This window comes from Variovorax sp. efr-133-TYG-130 (genome assembly GCF_030208835.1).
In the GTDB taxonomy this organism is placed as follows: Bacteria; Pseudomonadota; Gammaproteobacteria; order Burkholderiales; family Burkholderiaceae_C; genus Variovorax.
Genome location: NZ_JARVTD010000009.1, coordinates 191256 through 205785, shown reverse-complemented (window position 1 = coordinate 205785; position 14530 = coordinate 191256). Strand labels below are relative to the sequence as shown.

The 14530-nt window shown below is 68.2% G+C and carries 17 protein-coding genes; 8 read left to right on the top strand and 9 right to left on the bottom strand.

Annotation, left to right across the window (positions count from 1 at the left end):
- The first annotated feature begins 114 nt into the window (after positions 1-114).
- From urtE to QRN67_RS11420, 5 genes are all read left to right on the top strand, one after another.
- The gene (gene urtE / locus QRN67_RS11440) at positions 115-804 is read left to right on the top strand and encodes an urea ABC transporter ATP-binding subunit UrtE (RefSeq protein ID WP_093075114.1); all 690 of its coding nucleotides are present in this window, start codon (positions 115-117) and stop codon (positions 802-804) included.
- 39 nt (positions 805-843) lie between these two features.
- Positions 844-2076 carry a formamidase gene (fmdA, locus tag QRN67_RS11435; protein WP_285411859.1) on the top strand — a complete coding sequence of 411 codons (1233 nt, stop codon included), beginning with the start codon at positions 844-846 and terminating at the stop codon, positions 2074-2076.
- A gap of 14 nt (positions 2077-2090) precedes the next feature.
- Positions 2091-2432: a zinc ribbon domain-containing protein gene (locus QRN67_RS11430; protein WP_081270125.1), complete on the top strand. Its 342-nt coding sequence runs from the start codon at positions 2091-2093 to the stop codon at positions 2430-2432.
- Between the two features lie 160 nt (positions 2433-2592).
- Positions 2593-2943, top strand: a complete 351-nt coding sequence (locus tag QRN67_RS11425; RefSeq protein WP_285411857.1) for an alpha/beta hydrolase — start codon at positions 2593-2595, stop codon at positions 2941-2943.
- Between the two features lie 110 nt (positions 2944-3053).
- Positions 3054-4352: an aspartate carbamoyltransferase gene (locus QRN67_RS11420; protein ID WP_285411856.1), complete on the top strand. Its 1299-nt coding sequence runs from the start codon at positions 3054-3056 to the stop codon at positions 4350-4352.
- A gap of 19 nt (positions 4353-4371) precedes the next feature.
- Here QRN67_RS11420 and QRN67_RS11415 read toward each other — a convergent pair whose 3' ends face one another.
- The gene (locus QRN67_RS11415) at positions 4372-4722 is read right to left on the bottom strand and encodes a VOC family protein (RefSeq protein ID WP_285411855.1); all 351 of its coding nucleotides are present in this window, start codon (positions 4720-4722) and stop codon (positions 4372-4374) included.
- Between the two features lie 175 nt (positions 4723-4897).
- On the opposite strand from QRN67_RS11415, the gene QRN67_RS11410 reads away from it, so the two are divergent.
- Positions 4898-5251 carry a hypothetical protein gene (locus QRN67_RS11410; RefSeq protein ID WP_285411853.1) on the top strand — a complete coding sequence of 118 codons (354 nt, stop codon included), beginning with the start codon at positions 4898-4900 and terminating at the stop codon, positions 5249-5251.
- 18 nt (positions 5252-5269) lie between these two features.
- On the opposite strand, the gene QRN67_RS11405 is transcribed toward QRN67_RS11410, so the two are convergent.
- The 3 genes from QRN67_RS11405 to QRN67_RS11395 form a co-directional block, all read right to left on the bottom strand.
- Positions 5270-7555 carry a glycoside hydrolase family 3 N-terminal domain-containing protein gene (locus tag QRN67_RS11405; RefSeq protein ID WP_285411852.1) on the bottom strand — a complete coding sequence of 762 codons (2286 nt, stop codon included), beginning with the start codon at positions 7553-7555 and terminating at the stop codon, positions 5270-5272.
- Between the two features lie 144 nt (positions 7556-7699).
- On the bottom strand, positions 7700-8467 hold the full coding sequence (locus QRN67_RS11400) for a class II aldolase/adducin family protein (protein WP_081270119.1): 768 nt from the start codon (positions 8465-8467) through the stop codon (positions 7700-7702).
- 18 nt (positions 8468-8485) lie between these two features.
- On the bottom strand, positions 8486-9076 hold the full coding sequence (locus tag QRN67_RS11395; protein ID WP_285411851.1) for an HD domain-containing protein: 591 nt from the start codon (positions 9074-9076) through the stop codon (positions 8486-8488).
- 118 nt (positions 9077-9194) lie between these two features.
- On the opposite strand from QRN67_RS11395, the gene QRN67_RS11390 reads away from it, so the two are divergent.
- Positions 9195-9917, top strand: a complete 723-nt coding sequence (locus QRN67_RS11390; RefSeq protein ID WP_285411850.1) for a Crp/Fnr family transcriptional regulator — start codon at positions 9195-9197, stop codon at positions 9915-9917.
- A 26-nt stretch (positions 9918-9943) separates the two neighbouring features.
- Here QRN67_RS11390 and QRN67_RS11385 read toward each other — a convergent pair whose 3' ends face one another.
- Both QRN67_RS11385 and QRN67_RS11380 read right to left on the bottom strand, forming a co-directional pair.
- A complete protein-coding gene (locus QRN67_RS11385; RefSeq protein WP_285411849.1) occupies positions 9944-11131 on the bottom strand; it encodes an ABC transporter substrate-binding protein in 1188 nt (395 codons plus the stop codon).
- Between the two features lie 9 nt (positions 11132-11140).
- On the bottom strand, positions 11141-11344 hold the full coding sequence (locus tag QRN67_RS11380; protein WP_285411847.1) for a hypothetical protein: 204 nt from the start codon (positions 11342-11344) through the stop codon (positions 11141-11143).
- Here QRN67_RS11380 and QRN67_RS11375 point away from each other — a divergent pair.
- Entirely contained in the window at positions 11343-11699 is a 357-nt protein-coding gene (locus tag QRN67_RS11375; protein WP_159053617.1) for an energy transducer TonB, read from the top strand. The two genes, QRN67_RS11380 and QRN67_RS11375, sit on opposite strands and share 2 nt — an antisense overlap.
- Positions 11700-11721: 22 nt before the next feature.
- On the opposite strand, the gene trmB is transcribed toward QRN67_RS11375, so the two are convergent.
- The 3 genes from trmB to QRN67_RS11360 are packed head-to-tail and all read right to left on the bottom strand — an operon-like array spanning position 11722 to position 14487.
- Positions 11722-12477: a tRNA (guanosine(46)-N7)-methyltransferase TrmB gene (gene trmB, locus QRN67_RS11370; protein ID WP_285411846.1), complete on the bottom strand. Its 756-nt coding sequence runs from the start codon at positions 12475-12477 to the stop codon at positions 11722-11724.
- Complete coding sequence (gene gluQRS, locus QRN67_RS11365; RefSeq protein WP_285411844.1) at positions 12477-13379, bottom strand: tRNA glutamyl-Q(34) synthetase GluQRS; 903 nt, start codon at positions 13377-13379, stop codon at positions 12477-12479. Before gluQRS ends, trmB begins: the two co-directional genes overlap by 1 nt.
- 7 nt (positions 13380-13386) lie before the next feature.
- Complete coding sequence (locus QRN67_RS11360; RefSeq protein WP_081270112.1) at positions 13387-14487, bottom strand: NAD(P)/FAD-dependent oxidoreductase; 1101 nt, start codon at positions 14485-14487, stop codon at positions 13387-13389.
- Positions 14488-14530: the final 43 nt, after the last annotated feature.

The window sequence follows — 14530 nt, the reverse complement described above, 5'->3', positions numbered from 1 at the left end:
GCGAAATAAAGGAGGAGGGCGAAGCCCGGGGGACATTCGCGGAGGGGAGTACCCGACGGCCTGTGCAAGCCCCCCGAACACAACCAAAAGGATCCCAGCAATATGAGCAACCTCATGCTGAAGGTAGAAGACCTGCACGTAGCCTACGGCCAGAGCGAGGCCCTGCACGGCATCTCGTTCGAAGGACACGCCAACGAAACCATCGCCATCATGGGCCGCAACGGCATGGGCAAGACCACGCTGTTCAAGAGCTTGATGGGCGTGCTGCCATTGAAGAGCGGGCGCATCGAAGTGGCGGGGCAAGACGTGTCGCGCGACGAGAGCTTCCGCCGCGTGGCAAAAGGCATCGCCTACGTACCGCAAGGCCGCATGATCTTCCCCACGCTCACAGTGGAAGAGAACATCCAGACCGGCCTGGAGAACTCGAAGACCCGCCGCATCCCCGAGGAAATCTACGCACTGTTCCCCGTGCTGTGGGACATGAAGAGCCGCAAGGGCGGCAACCTCTCCGGCGGCCAGCAACAGCAGCTCGCCATTGCGCGCGCACTCGTCACCGACCCCAAGGTCCTGCTGCTCGACGAGCCCACCGAGGGTATCCAGCCTTCGATCATCAAGGACATCGCCAAGGCGCTCAACGAGATCCGCAAGCTGCGCGGCATCACCATCGTCGTGTCCGAGCAGGTGCTCAGCTTCGCGATGGACGTGGCGGACCGGCTCTTCGTCATCGAGGGCGGGCGGCTCGTGCACGAGACCGCGCGCGACAAGACCGACGTGGATCACATCAAGGCCTACCTCTCCGTTTGATTTTCCGTTCAACCACAACCCAACCAGGAGCCACCGCAAATGACGGACACGCTGATCAAGGTCGATCTGACCAAGTCGCCCACCGAGAACGAGAACATCCACAACCGCTGGCACCCGGACATCCCGATGGCCTGCTGGGTCAACCCCGGTGACGACTTCATCCTCGAGACCTTCGACTGGACCGGCGGCTTCATCAAGAACAACGACAGCGCAGACGACGTGCGCGACATCGACCTGAGCACCGTGCACTACCTCTCGGGCCCGGTGGGCGTGAAGGGCGCCGAGCCCGGCGACCTGCTGGTGGTCGACCTGCTCGACATCGGCGCCAAGCAGGACAGCCTCTGGGGCTTCAACGGCTTCTTCTCGAAGAAGAACGGCGGCGGCTTCCTGACCGATCACTTTCCCGAGGCGCAGAAATCGATCTGGGACTTCAAGGGCATGTTCACCAGCTCGCGCCATGTGCCGGGCGTCAACTTCGCGGGGCTGATCCACCCCGGCCTCATCGGCTGCCTGCCCGACAAGCCCATGCTCGACATGTGGAACGAACGCGAGAAGGCGCTCATCGCCACCGACCCGGACCGCGTGCCCGGCCTCGCCAACCCGCCGTTCGCCGGCACGGCCCACATGGGCAAGATGACCGGCGAGGCGCGCGCCAAGGCTGCTGCGGAGGGCGCGCGCACGGTGCCGCCGCGCGAGCACGGCGGCAACTGCGACATCAAGGACCTGTCGCGCGGCTCCAAGGTCTTCTTCCCGGTGTACGTGCACGGCGCGGGCCTGAGCGTGGGCGACCTGCACTTCAGCCAGGGCGACGGCGAAATCACCTTCTGCGGCGCCATCGAGATGGCCGGCTGGGTGCACATGAAGGTCACGCTCATCAAGGGCGGCATGGCCAAGTACGGCATCAAGAACCCTATCTTCAAGCCCAGCCCCATTACGCCGCAGTACAACGACTACCTGATCTTCGAAGGCATCTCGGTCGACGAGAGCGGCAAGCAGCACTACCTCGACGTGAACGTGGCCTACCGCCAGGCCTGCCTGAACGCCATCGAGTACCTGAAGAAGTTCGGCTATTCGGGCGCGCAGGCCTATTCGATCCTGGGCACGGCGCCGGTGCAGGGCCACATCAGCGGCGTGGTCGACGTGCCGAACTCGTGCGCCACGCTGTGGCTGCCCACGGGCATCTTCGACTTCGACATCAACCCGAACGCATCGGGCCCCGTGAAGTTCATCGACGGCAGCATCGACATGCCGCTGTCGCACGACCTGCGTTGAAGGACGGCCGGCCCATGCCCACCTACGACTATGCCTGCGGGCAATGCGGCGGCTTCGAGGCGCTGCGGCCCTCGGGGCTGCGAGACGAACCCGCCTGCTGCCCGGATTGCGGAACGGCTTCTCCGCGCGTGCTCTCGGCCGCGCCGCGGCTGGCGCTGATGGCGTCGGGCACGCGCCGGGCCATGGAGACCAACGAGCGGGCGCGACACGAGCCGGGCAGCTCGCGGGACTATGCGCGCTTCAAGCATCCGGCGGGCTGTGGCTGCTGCGGTTCGGGCAAGCGGGGCGCGACGGTGACCGCGCCCAACGGCGCCAAGTCCGCGCCGTCGCGCCGGCCGTGGATGATCAGCCACTGAGGCGGTTTCGCAGGGGCAACCCCTATTGACCGGGCGCTTTTCAAGGCCCGGATTGTTTCAATCCTGTGAACGCCGCGGTTCTTTTCGCGAGCGTTTTTCGGGGTCATTCAGGATCAAACTTCTCCTCACCAACCAACCGTTTGCCCTGAAGGAGATTGAAATGAATGCCTCGAAGATCCTCGCCGCCGCTGCCCTCTCGCTCCTGGCTGCCGCCGGAGCCCATGCAGAAACCTACGACGGCGTGCACGTCGTGAACTCGTCCATTTCCCGCGCTGAAGTGGCACCGCAAGCCGTTGCCGCCGCACGTGCAGGCAACGAATACAGCGATGCCGCCAGCGCCGGCGCACAAGCCTTCACGTCGACCGCCAACCGCGCCACCGTGCAGGCCGAAGCCGTCGCCAAGGCGCACGACCCGCTGCAAAGCCTCGACCGCCGCGCGTTCTACCGCGACGAAGTGCCGCAAGCCTACAAGAAGCCCAGCGTGTCGTTCACGCGCCAGGCCGGCCTGTAAGCCGTTGCATGAGCAGGAATGAAGAAGGGCCTCACGGCCCTTTCTTCATTTCCGGAGTTCATTTTTCTTCAGCGCTTCAAAAATATACGCATTGAGTATATTCGCGGCCCATGAACAACATGCCGCAGCAGGTGCTCCTCCGCGACGCGATGCGTCAACTCAACATGACGCGCGACGCTTTTGCCGAACGCATCGGCAGCCGGAGGAGGGCGCTGGACGCCTGGCTACTGCCAGACGAATCCAATGAATTCAGGGCCATGCCCGAGGTCGCGCGGCGCTTCGTGAGCGAAATCCTGGCTTCAGACGGCCGGCGCGAAGAATATACGCAGAGCGCACATGAAGGCGCCTTGCGCAAGGCCATGGCCACTGGCGGGGCGCATCACCTGCTTTCAGTCAGCCAGCTGAACCGCGAGGCCATCGACGAACTGTTCCAGCTTGCCGACGTCATGCAGCCCATCGCGCGCCGGCGCAAGGTCAGCCGGGTGCTGGAAGGCGCCGTGCTGGCCAACCTGTTCTTCGAGGCCAGCACACGCACCCGCGTGAGCTTCGGCGCTGCTTTCTGCCGGCTCGGCGGCTCGGTGTGCGACACCACCGGCTTCACCTTCTCGTCGATGGCCAAGGGCGAGTCGATCTACGACACCAGCCGCGTCATCGGCGGCTATGTCGACGCGATGGTGGTGCGGCACCCCGAGCAGGGCTCGGTCGCCGAATTCGCGCGCGCCACCAACGTGCCGGTCATCAACGGCGGCGACGGCCCGGGCGAGCACCCGAGCCAGGCGCTGCTCGACCTGTACACCATCCAGCGCGAGTTCTCGCGCCTGGGCAAGCTGGTGGACGGCGCGCACGTCGCGATGGTCGGCGACCTGAAGTACGGCCGCACCGTGCATTCGCTCATCAAGCTGCTCGCGCTGTACAAGGGCCTGAAGTTCACGCTGATCTCGCCGCCTTCGCTGGCGATGCCGGCCGCCATCGTGGAGGCCGTGAGCCGCAATGGCCACGTAGTGGAAACCGCCGCCACGCCGGCTCGGGCACTGGCCGGCGCCGACATCATCTACGCCACGCGGATCCAGAAAGAGCGCTTCGCGAACGACGAGGTGCTGGAGGGCTTCGACAACGCATTCGAGATCAATCGCGCGCTGATCGAGTCGGCCTGCAAGCAGGACGTGGTGGTGATGCACCCGCTGCCGCGCGACGGCCGGCCCGGCTCGCACGACCTGAGCACCGACCTGAACAACGACCCACGCCTGGCCATCTTCCGCCAGACCGACAACGGCATTCCGGTGCGCATGGCGATCTTCGCCACGCTGCTGGGCGTGGACAAGCTGGTGAGCCGCTCCATGCGCGACGCCGCATGGACGCCGCCGTCGCACATCGGGCCTGACGACAGCGTGTTCCACGGGCTCGACTGAGCCGGCGCTGCGCAGCCGCTCAGGCGTGCGCGAGGATGTTGACGAGCTTGCCGAAGGGATCGCGCACGTAGAAGCGGCGTACGCCCCAGGGCTCGTCGACCGGACCGTATTCGATGGCGAAGCCCGCGGCCTTCATGCGCGCCAAGGCCGTGTCGACGTCGTCCACTTCTATCGACAGGTCGGGCACCGCGGTGTCCGAACCGCCTTCCGACGCAAAGCTCACCTGCACAGTCGTTTCCGCTTGCGAGCCGTAGGTCTGGATCCAGCCGTGGTCCATGAGCAGGTCGAGGCCGAGCACGTCCTTGTAGAAAACGGCGGCGCGCGCGGGAGCGGGCGTTGCGATGTTGGCGACGATGCGTTTGACTTTCATGGGGTGGGCTTCCTGAGGGTGGCCTTTGATTCGCGAATATACGGTCCTCACACGCTGCTAACCGAACTCTCACGGCCCTCTAAGCCTAATCTCACCGCAGCATAAGCAGCCCCTCAGAGGCCGATAAGTGCGCCGTCCTAGAGTGAAAGCGTCGCTACTACTCAAGGAGACAGACATGAAAGTCCGTACCGTTACCCTGTGCTTCGCCGCGGTGCCTGCGCTGGTGCTGGCCTCGTTCGCGCATGCGAGCGGACGCGCCGATCCCGACTATCCGCAGATGTCGCATTCGACGCAGTCGCGCGATGCGGTGTCCGCGGATGCGGTGCGCGCCAACAACGGCATGCACGCCACCGAGGTGCTGGAGTCGCAGCCCGCGCCGGCCGTGAGCGGCCTCGACCGCGCACAGGTGCAGGCCGACGCGATCCGTGCCAACACCGGCATCCATCCGACGGAGGTCATGGAATCGCAGGTGGCGCCGCCGGTGGCTTCCGCGAACCTGCCGAGCACATCGAGCGCGTCCGGCGAATGAAGCTGGGCGCGGCCGCGTTCAGTCGCGCGTGAGAACGAAGCGCTTGCGGATGCCGCCGGCAGCCGAAGGCGCCACCCACAGGTCGAACTCGCCGGGCTCGACCGTGGGCTTCATGTCCCGGCCGATGAACTGCAGGTCGTCCTTGGTGAGCGTGAATTCGACTTGCGCCGACGCACCGGGCGCGATGCTCAGCTTGCGGAAGTCCTTCAGCTCGCGCACAGGCCGCGTCACGCTGGCCGCGCGCTCGGCCACGTAGAGCTGCACCACTTCCTCCGCATCGCGTTGCCCGGTGTTGGTGACGGTGGCGCGCACGCGCAGCGTGTCCGACATGGTGATGCGCTCCTGGCTCAGCTCCACGTCGTCGTAGCGCACCGGCGCATAGCCGATGCCGAAGCCGAAGGGGTAGAGCGCCTCGTGGGTCGCATCGAGATACCGGCTCTTGAAGGACATGCCCGGCGCGCTCTCGGGTGAAGGCCGGCCGGTGCGCTTGTGGGCGTAGTAGTAGGGCACCTGGCCCGCCGTCTGCGGAAAGCTCACCGGCAGCCGGCCCGAGGGATTGAAGTCGCCGAACAACACGTCGGCGATGGCGCCGCCCGTCTGCACGCCCAGGAACCAGGTGACGAGGATGGCGCGCGCGTTGCGCACCGCGCCCTTCAGCGCCATCGCGCGGCCGTTGCTCAGCAGCACGACCACCGGCTTGCCGGTGGCCGCCACGGCTTCGGCCAGGTCCTGCTGCGCCTGCGGCAGGCCGATGTCGCTGCGCGAACGCGCCTCGCCCGACATCTTCTCGCTCTCACCGATGGCCAGCACCACCACGTCGGCGTTGCGCGCGGCGGCCACCGCGGCGTCGATGCCGCCCGGCAGTGCAGTGCCGATGCCCGAGCCGCGCACCACGGTGACCGACGAGTTGGCGCCCAGCGCCGCGCGCAGCCCCTGGTCGATGCCCACGGGTGCCGACTGCCCGGGGAACAGGCTCCAGGCGCCCATCAGGTCGACGGTGCCTTCGGCGAAGGGGCCGATCAGCGCGATCTTCGTGCCGGCCTTGGGCAGCGGCAGCAGCATGCGGTCGTTCTTCAGCATGACGATGGAGCGGCGCGCCGACTCGCGGGCCAGCGCGAGGAACTCGGGGTTTTCCGCGCGCTGCGACGCGGGCGGGCCGTCCAGGCCGCGCATCGGGTCGTCGAACAGGCCGAGCTTCTGCTTGACGTGCAGCACGCGCCGCACCGCCTCGTCGAGCCGCGCCATCGGCACCTCGCCAGAGGCCACGAGATCGGGCAGGTAGCGCATGTAGAGGCCGCTCTGCATGCTGACGTCGGTACCGGCCAGGAAGGCCTGCTTGGCGGCCTCGCGCGGGTTTGCGGCGTAGCCGTGCTCGACCAGTTCCTCGTCGGCGGTGTAGTCGGAGACCACGAAGCCCTTGAACTTCCATTCGTCGCGCAGCACGCCGGTCAGCAGGTCGCGGTTGGCGGTGGAGGGGATGCCGCCGATCTCGTTGAAGGCGCTCATGACCGACAGCGCGCCCGCGTCGATGGCCGCGCGGAACGGCGGCAGGTAGACCTCGCGCAAGGTGCGCTCCGAGATGTCGCTCACGTTGTAGTCGAGCCCGCCCTCGGCCGCGCCGTAGGCCGCGAAGTGCTTGGGCGTGGCCAGCATCGCGTCGGGGCGCGAAAGATCGCTCCCCTGGAAGCCGCGCACGCGGGCGGCGGCGAAGCGCTTCGACAGCAGCACGTCTTCGCCGGCGCCCTCCAGGCCGCGGCCCCAGCGTGCGTCGCGTGCGATGTCGACCATCGGCGCGAAGGTCCAGCGGAAACCATCGGCCGTGGCCTCGATCGCCGCGGCGCGCGCCGTGCGCTCGGCCAGCGCGGGCTCCCAGCTCGAGGCCTCGGCCAGCGGCATCGGGAACATGGTCCTGAAGCCGTGGATCACGTCCGCGCCGAAGATCAGCGGAATGCCCAGCCGCGACTCCTTCACCGCGATCTGCTGCAGCCGCCGCTTGCCTTCGAGGCCCGCGTTGTTGAACAGGCCGGTGAGGCGGCCGGCGCGCACGTCGGCCGTTTCCTGCTGCGCGTTTCGCCAGCCGGCCTGGGGGTTGTTGGGCGTGTCGATCTCGGCCGGGCCGTAGAGGCTGAGCTGCCCGGCTTTTTCCTGCGGCGTCATGCGGGCGATGAGCGCCTCGATGCGGGCATCGGCGTCCGCCGCATCGGGGGCGGCCGATGCGGCGGGCAGGAAGAGCGCTAGGCAGAGCAGGAGGGCGCAGGCGGGTGCGAAAGAGGGCGCCGAAGGGCGCGGGAATCGGACGTGCATGGGCCTCTATTCTGCAGATGGCGGCCGTCGCCCCGGCAGAAATGGATGCGCGCTGTCCCGAGCCGCGTGGCAAGGCAAAAAAAATGGCCGCCAACACCCGTCGCGCAGGCGATGGCAGCCGTGGAAACCGGTCGCCGGCGTGGCTTATTGCTTGTAGCTGTCGTCGATGCGGTCCAGCTTGCGAATGAGCGAAGGCCAGACGAACGAGCCGCCCAGCCCGCCGGTCTGCACCTTCATGGCCTGGCCCACGCCTTCGACGATCTTCGGGTTCACGTGCGTGAGTTCGCTGCCGCCCGATTGCGCCGCGATCTGGATCTGGCAGGTGTTCTCGAAGGTGTACATCGACAGAAAGGCGTCGGCAATGGTCTTGCCGCAGGTCAGCAGGCCGTGGTTGCGCAGCATGAGGAAGTTGGCGTTGCCCATGTCTGCCTGCAGGCGCGGCTTCTCGTCGTCGCGGAAGGCCACGCCTTCGTAGTCGTGGTAGGCCAGCGATGCCAGCACGAAGGTCGACTGCTGGCTGATGGGCAGCACGCCGTTCTTCTGCGCGCTCACGGCAATGCCGGCCTTGGTGTGGGTGTGCAGCACGCACTGGATGTCTTCGCGCGCGGCGTGCACCGCGCTGTGGATCACGAAGCCCGCCGGGTTCACGGGGTAGGGCGAGTCGATGATCTTGTTGCACTGCTGGTCGACCTTGACCAGGCTCGACGCGGTGATCTCGTCGAACATCAGGCCGTAGGGGTTGATCAGGAAGTGATGCTCCGGGCCCGGGATGCGCGCGCTGATGTGCGTGAACACCAGGTCGCTCCAGCCGTAGAGCGCCACCAGGCGGTAGCAGGCGGCGAGGTCGACGCGAAGCTGCCACTCCTCGGCGGAGACGAGCTTCTGGATTTCGGGTTGGGAAAAGGCGTTCATGGTTTCCTCTTGTCGTTGTCAGGCGGCCGCGGGTTCGGTCAGCGCGGCCTTGTAGATGCTCTGCTTCGGCTGCGCCATCACGCGGCGCAGCATGGGCTCGAATTCGCCGATGGGCAGCGTCTCGGCCTTGGGGTCGAAGGCGGGGTTGTCGTAGAGCGCGCAGAACTCGGCCGTGCGCTCGTAGTGCGGATGGTCCTTGAAGTTGTCGCGCATGTTGCGGTCCAGCCCGATGTGGTGGAAGAAGTAGTGGCCCTGGAAGATGCCGTGGTTCTGCACCATCCAGTGGTTGGCTTCGCTCACGAAGGGCTTCAGGATGGCGGCGGCGATGTCGGGGTGGTTGAAGCTGCCCAGCGTGTCGCCGATGTCGTGCAGCAGCGCGCACACCACGTATTCCTCGTCGCGGCCGTCGCGCAGGGCGCGCGTGGCGGTCTGCAACGAGTGGGTGTAGCGGTCGACCGGGAAGCCGCCGTAGTCGCCCTCGAGGATCTGCAGGTGCTTGATCACGCGCGCGGGCAGGCCGCCCGTGAACTGCATGAATTCGCCGCCGATCAGTTGCCAGTCTTCGCGCGTGCTCTCCTGCATGCTCTTGAAACTTGCGCGTGCGTTCATCGTGGGAGTCTCCGTTCTTGGGGTAGCGGCCACTGTATGCCCGTGCTTGACGCTGAACTGTCAAGAATTTGACAATGCGGCGTTCTGGTAAACCCCCGCCTCGCGCGGCTCCCTGCCCATGGCCGCTGCCCCCAAGACCCGGCTTTCGCCCCCGCACCGCGCGGCGCTCGAAGGCAATCCGTGGTTCACCAGCATTCCGCGCGCGCAGCGCGAAGCGCTGGTGGGCGCGGCCGAACTGCTGCATGTGCGGCGCGGCGCCATGGTGTTCCGCCAGGGCGACACCATCAACGCGGCGGGCGGCGGCTTCTACGGGCTGGTGGCCGGCAGCATCAAGATTTCATCGCTGCGCCAGGACGGGCGCGAGGCCATCCTGGCGGTGCTGGAGCCCGGCAACTGGTTCGGCGAGATCACGCTGATCGACGGCTCGCCGCGCACGCACGACGCCACCGCGCTCGAAGCGCTCGACCTGCTGGTGGTGCCGCCCGAGGCCTTCGTGCAGCTGATGCGAGACGGCGTGTTCGCCAACGCCATCGCGGCGATGCTGGCCGCGCGCGCGCGCATGCTCTACGGGCTGGCCGAAGACGCCACGCTGCGCAGCCTGCGCGCCCGCGTGGCGCACCGGCTGCTGGTGCTGGCGCGCGGCGACGCCACGCAGTCGCCGCACACGCGCAGCAACGTGGCGCTGCCGCAGGAGGCGTTGGCGATGATGCTCGGCGTGACGCGCCAGACGCTGTCGAAGGAGCTCAATGCGCTGGCGGCAGAGGGCGTGGTTGCGCTGGGCTACGGGCGCATCGAGCTGCTGTCGCTCGATGCGCTGCAGGCGCTGGTGCGCACCGGCTGAGGCGACGTTCGATTCGTGCTCGCGGTTCAGCGCAGCACGCGGCCGTCCGATGAAATGCTGATGAGGTCGATGCTGCGCACGTTGTCGCGCAGGCCCGGGCGCAGGTTGATGCGGAAGCCGCCGACGTCGTAGTCGGTCATGCCGGTCATCACGCGCTGCAGGCTCGCGCTGCTGAAGCCCTTGCCCGCGCGGCGCACCGCTTCGCCGGCGGCCTTGGCGGCGATGAAGCCTTCGAGTCCTTCGTAAGACGCGGTCTGGTCGGAGTTGTCGACCGCCGCCAGGTACTCCTTGACGATCGGGATGGCCGAGGGCCGGGGCGATGGCACCACCTGCGAGATGACGATGCCGCCGATGTCCTTGCCCAGCGTGGCGTAGAGCGGGTCGATGCCGACGATCGAGAAGGCCATGAAGTTGCCCGTGTAGCCGCTCTTGCGCAGCTTGCGGATGGCGTTGGCCGTGGTGCCCGAAAGCGACACCAGCACGATGGCCTGCGGCGACTGCTGCTGCACGGCCTTCAGCGCGGCGTCGAGCTTGCCGCCGTCGGCCGGCACCAGCGCCGTCGCCACCAGCGGCGGCAGCTTGAGTTCGCTCGCGGCCTGCTGCACGGCCGCCAGGCCGGCGCGGCCCATGGCGTCGTCGTCGCCCACCAGCGCGACACGGGTCTGCCCCACGGTGGCGCACTGGCGCACGATCTTCAGGGCCTCGTCGATCATGCCGGGGCGTACGTGGAACACGTTGGGGTGGTCGGCGCCGCGCAGCGCGTCGGAGGCCGCGAAGGGCGCGAACAGCAGGCTGCCTTGTTGCGTGGCCACATTGGCGCCAGCCTCGCTGCTGGCGGTGCCGACGAAGCCGAACAGCATGTCGGCCTTGTGGGTGGTCAGCAGGGTGCGCGCGTTCGCGGTGGCGCGCGCGGCGTCATAGCCGTCGTCGAGCTGCAGCAGCTTCAGCTGCAGGCCGCTGGCGGCGTTGCGTTCATTGAAATCGCTCACCGCCAGGCGGCTGCCGGCGGCGAATGCGGTGCCGATCTCATAGGCGGTGCCGGTGAGCGGCACCGATTGGCCCAGCAGCACCACCCGTGGCGCGCCGGCAGCCGATGCTGACGAGCGTGTGGCTTGCGCCAGTGCGGATCCTGCTGCGCTGCCCAGGCCCAGGCCGCTGCCCAGGAGCAGTGCACCGTATGCTTTTCCCAGCCAATCCCTGCGTGACGTGTTCATGAGACACCTTTATTTACGGTAGTAAAAAAGTGTAGCAATTTCAGGACCACGGCGGAAGGCAAAGAACCGGCGACAGAATTCGTGGATGAAAAGAGCTGTCAGGTGGGTCGGGTTGTGCGGGTCGTTCGTGTTGGCGGGATGCATGGCGACGGCGCCGGAAGCGGTGCGGCCCGGGCCGCCCACGGTGGCGGAAGCGCCAGCTGCGGAAATCATGATTGCCGCACCGCCCGAACCGCCTGTTTCGACTGCGCCACCGGCGCCGCTCCGCCCGCCCGAAGCCGTGGCCAGCGATGGCGCGGTAACCCAGGCGGTGGCACTGAAGAAGCGTCCGCCTGCCTATCCGGCTGAACTGGCTCGGCAGGAAATCCCGGGCCGGGTGGTGCTGGTCTTCGTGGTCGGCCAGTCGGGGCGCCCCGAGAATGTGCGCATCGAGTACGCCTCGCACCCGCTATTTGCCAAGGCGGTGCTTGCCGTGGTGCCTGAATGGCGTTTCGAGCCGGCGCGCGACGCCGGCGGGCACGCGGTGCGCACGCAGATGCGCGTGCCGCTCACGTTCCTGCTCGACTAGGCAGCGAGCCGGGACCGGCGTTTCAGGCCTTGCGCTCGAACACCAGGTCCCACACGCCGTGGCCCAGCTTGATGCCCCGGTTCTCGAACTTGGTGAGCGGGCGGTAGTCGGGCTTGGGCGCGTAGCCCTCGGCCGTGTTGCGCAGCAGAGGTTCGCCCGACAGCACTTCGAGCATCTGCTCGGCATAGGGCTGCCAGTCGGTGGCGCAGTGGATGTAGCCGCCGGGGCGCAGGTGCTGCGCGAGCTTGGTCACGAATTCGGGCTGGATCAGGCGGCGCTTGTTGTGGCGCTTCTTGTGCCAGGGGTCCGGAAAGAACACATGCACGCCGGCCAGCGTGCCGGGCTGCAGCATGTGGTCGAGCACGTCGACTGCGTCGTGCGCGCAGATGCGGATGTTCGACAGCGACTGCTCGCCGATGCGCTTGAGCAGCGCGCCCACGCCGGGCTCGTGCACTTCGCAGCAGAAGAAGTTGGTCTCGGGCAGCACCGTCGCGATGTGCGCGGTGGCCTCGCCCATGCCGAAGCCGATCTCCAGCACCGTGGGGCCGGCGCGGCCGCCGAAGGCCGCCGTCAGGTCGAGCGGCTCGGGCTTGTAGGGCACCAGGTACAGCGGGCCCAGTTCGGAGAAGGCGCGCGCCTGGCCTTCGGTGGTGCGGCCGCCGCGCTTCACGAAGCTCTTGAGGCGTCGATGCAGCGGATGCGGCTTGTCCGCGTCGTCGGGGGCGGGCGCGTCGTCGCTGCGCGGGAGGTCGTTGGGCACGGTGTCGGGAAGGTTCATTACGGCCGCGAATTGTAGAGATCGCGCCATTCGGGCACCCAGGCGGCCAGCGCGCCCGTGCAATCGGTGGCCGTGGCGGGCCGCAGGCCGAGCACGCGCGCGGCGGTGTCGAGCGCGGCCAGCGAAGCTGCCGGCGTGCCGGTGTCGAGGGCGGTGGCGCCGTTCTGCTTGGAAAGCTTGTCGCCGTCGGCTGCGCGCACCAACGGCGTGTGCAGGTAGGTCGGCGTGGGAAAGCCGAGCGCGCGCTGCAGCAGGATCTGCCGGGCCGTGTTGTCGGTGAGGTCCTCGCCGCGGACCACGTCGGTCACGCCCTGGTCGGCGTCGTCGACCACCACGGCGAGCTGATAGGCCCAGGGGCCGTCGGCGCGCCGCAGCACGAAGTCGCCGACCTCGCGGCTGACGTCCTGGCACTGGCGGCCGAGGCGGCGGTCGGTGAAGCAGACTTCGCCGCCCGCGAATTTCTCTGTGGCAAAGCGCCAGGCGCGTGCCGGCTTGCCGTGCAGGCCGTCGCGGCAGGTGCCGGGGTACACCCGCTCGCCGTGCCGCTCATGCCGCTGGCCGAGCCGCGCGAGCGCCTCGTCGATGTCCTTGCGCGAGCAGCCGCAGGGGTAGGCCAGCCCACGTTCCTGCAGCCGGGCCAGCGCGGCCTCGTAGTGCGCGGTGCGCTGCGTCTGCCATGCCGGGGGCTCGTCGGGCAGCAGGGCGCAGTCGGCGAGCTGCCGGAGGATGCGCTCGCCCATGCCGGGCAGGCAGCGCTCGGTGTCGGCGTCTTCGATGCGCACCAGCCAGCGTGCCTGCGGCCCGCGCGCGCGCACGTCGAGCCAGCTGGCAAGCGCGGCCACCAGCGAGCCCGCGTGCAGCGGGCCGGTGGGCGAGGGGGCGAAGCGGCCGGTCTCCCTCATCTCCCGTTCAGATGACGGCGAGTGCGAGCGACAGGCCCGAGACGAAGGCGTCTTCCACCCGGTGGCCGATGCACCAGTCGCCGGCCACGCCGATGCGGGCCTTGGCATCCCAGAGGTGCGTGGTGCCCACCGGCACTTGCGTCTGGGCTTCGTTCCAGCGCAGCGCCTGGGCGTGCGCGGGCGTGGCATGGATGCCGGTGATCTCGGCGAAGGCGCGCAGCAGTTTGGCTTCGACGCGTGCGGGCGTGTCGCGCAGGTGTTCCTGCGACCATGTGGCGCTGGCCTGCAGCGTCCAGCGCTCGACCGGCTCGCGGCCGGGCTTGGACGATTCGCGCGCCAGCCAGGCCACGCGGTGGTGGGTGCTGCGCGCCGCGTTCCACTGCGGGCCGAGATGCGACATGTTGGGCTGGTTGGCCTGGGGGTAGGCAATCATCAGCGTCCAGCAGGGCGCGATGCGCACCGGCTCGACCTTGGCGGCGAGCCGGGCGGAGAGCCTGTCGCCATCCAGCAGCGCGCGCGCGGGCGAAGGCGGCACGGCGAGCAGCACGGCGTCGAAGCCCGAATAGACGTGAAGGGAGTCGTCGGCGCCCGCGGTGCGCAGCTGCCAGCGCTTGGGGTCGAGCGCATCGGGCTCGATCTGCGTGACCTGCGTGCCGGTGACGAGGCTGTCGCCCAGCGGCTTGGCCCAGTGGGCCACCAGCGCGTCCATGCCGGGCTGCGCCACCCAGTGCGATTCGAGCGAGGGCAGGGCGGCCTCGGCCACGCGGCCGTGGGCGTCGAGCACGCGCACGAGGTTGGCGCTCCAGCGCTTGCAGACGCCGGGCGTGTTCTCGAGGGCCAGCGCGAAGCGCGGGTCGCGCACGGTGAAGTACTGGGCGCCGCTGTCGAAGCGGCCGAAAGCGGTGTCGACGCTGGCCATGCGGCCACCGGCCGTGGCCTCGCGCTCGAACACCGTGACCTTGTGGCCGGCCTGCACCAGGGTTCGGGCACAAGCCACGCCGGCAATGCCGGCGCCGACGACAGCGTAGTGCCGTGACGGGGGCGTGGAACGCGGGGTGGCAGGAGTTCGGTGGCGGTCGGCGGGTTTTGCAGTTGCGCGAGAGGTCATGACGGACTCTTTTCTTCTGGATGGGAGGCGGTTGGATGTGTCT

Coding starts and splice junctions, on each gene's coding strand:
- urtE (WP_093075114.1), top strand. CDS start 115: ATGCTGAAGGTAGAAGACCTGCACGTAGCCTACGGCCAGAGCGAGGCC.
- fmdA (WP_285411859.1), top strand. CDS start 844: ATGACGGACACGCTGATCAAGGTCGATCTGACCAAGTCGCCCACCGAG.
- QRN67_RS11430 (WP_081270125.1), top strand. CDS start 2,091: ATGCCCACCTACGACTATGCCTGCGGGCAATGCGGCGGCTTCGAGGCG.
- QRN67_RS11425 (WP_285411857.1), top strand. CDS start 2,593: ATGAATGCCTCGAAGATCCTCGCCGCCGCTGCCCTCTCGCTCCTGGCT.
- QRN67_RS11420 (WP_285411856.1), top strand. CDS start 3,054: ATGAACAACATGCCGCAGCAGGTGCTCCTCCGCGACGCGATGCGTCAA.
- QRN67_RS11415 (WP_285411855.1), bottom strand. CDS start 4,722: ATGAAAGTCAAACGCATCGTCGCCAACATCGCAACGCCCGCTCCCGCG.
- QRN67_RS11410 (WP_285411853.1), top strand. CDS start 4,898: ATGAAAGTCCGTACCGTTACCCTGTGCTTCGCCGCGGTGCCTGCGCTG.
- QRN67_RS11405 (WP_285411852.1), bottom strand. CDS start 7,555: ATGCACGTCCGATTCCCGCGCCCTTCGGCGCCCTCTTTCGCACCCGCC.
- QRN67_RS11400 (WP_081270119.1), bottom strand. CDS start 8,467: ATGAACGCCTTTTCCCAACCCGAAATCCAGAAGCTCGTCTCCGCCGAG.
- QRN67_RS11395 (WP_285411851.1), bottom strand. CDS start 9,076: ATGAACGCACGCGCAAGTTTCAAGAGCATGCAGGAGAGCACGCGCGAA.
- QRN67_RS11390 (WP_285411850.1), top strand. CDS start 9,195: ATGGCCGCTGCCCCCAAGACCCGGCTTTCGCCCCCGCACCGCGCGGCG.
- QRN67_RS11385 (WP_285411849.1), bottom strand. CDS start 11,131: ATGAACACGTCACGCAGGGATTGGCTGGGAAAAGCATACGGTGCACTG.
- QRN67_RS11375 (WP_159053617.1), top strand. CDS start 11,343: ATGATTGCCGCACCGCCCGAACCGCCTGTTTCGACTGCGCCACCGGCG.
- QRN67_RS11380 (WP_285411847.1), bottom strand. CDS start 11,344: ATGATTTCCGCAGCTGGCGCTTCCGCCACCGTGGGCGGCCCGGGCCGC.
- trmB (WP_285411846.1), bottom strand. CDS start 12,477: ATGAACCTTCCCGACACCGTGCCCAACGACCTCCCGCGCAGCGACGAC.
- gluQRS (WP_285411844.1), bottom strand. CDS start 13,379: ATGAGGGAGACCGGCCGCTTCGCCCCCTCGCCCACCGGCCCGCTGCAC.
- QRN67_RS11360 (WP_081270112.1), bottom strand. CDS start 14,487: ATGACCTCTCGCGCAACTGCAAAACCCGCCGACCGCCACCGAACTCCT.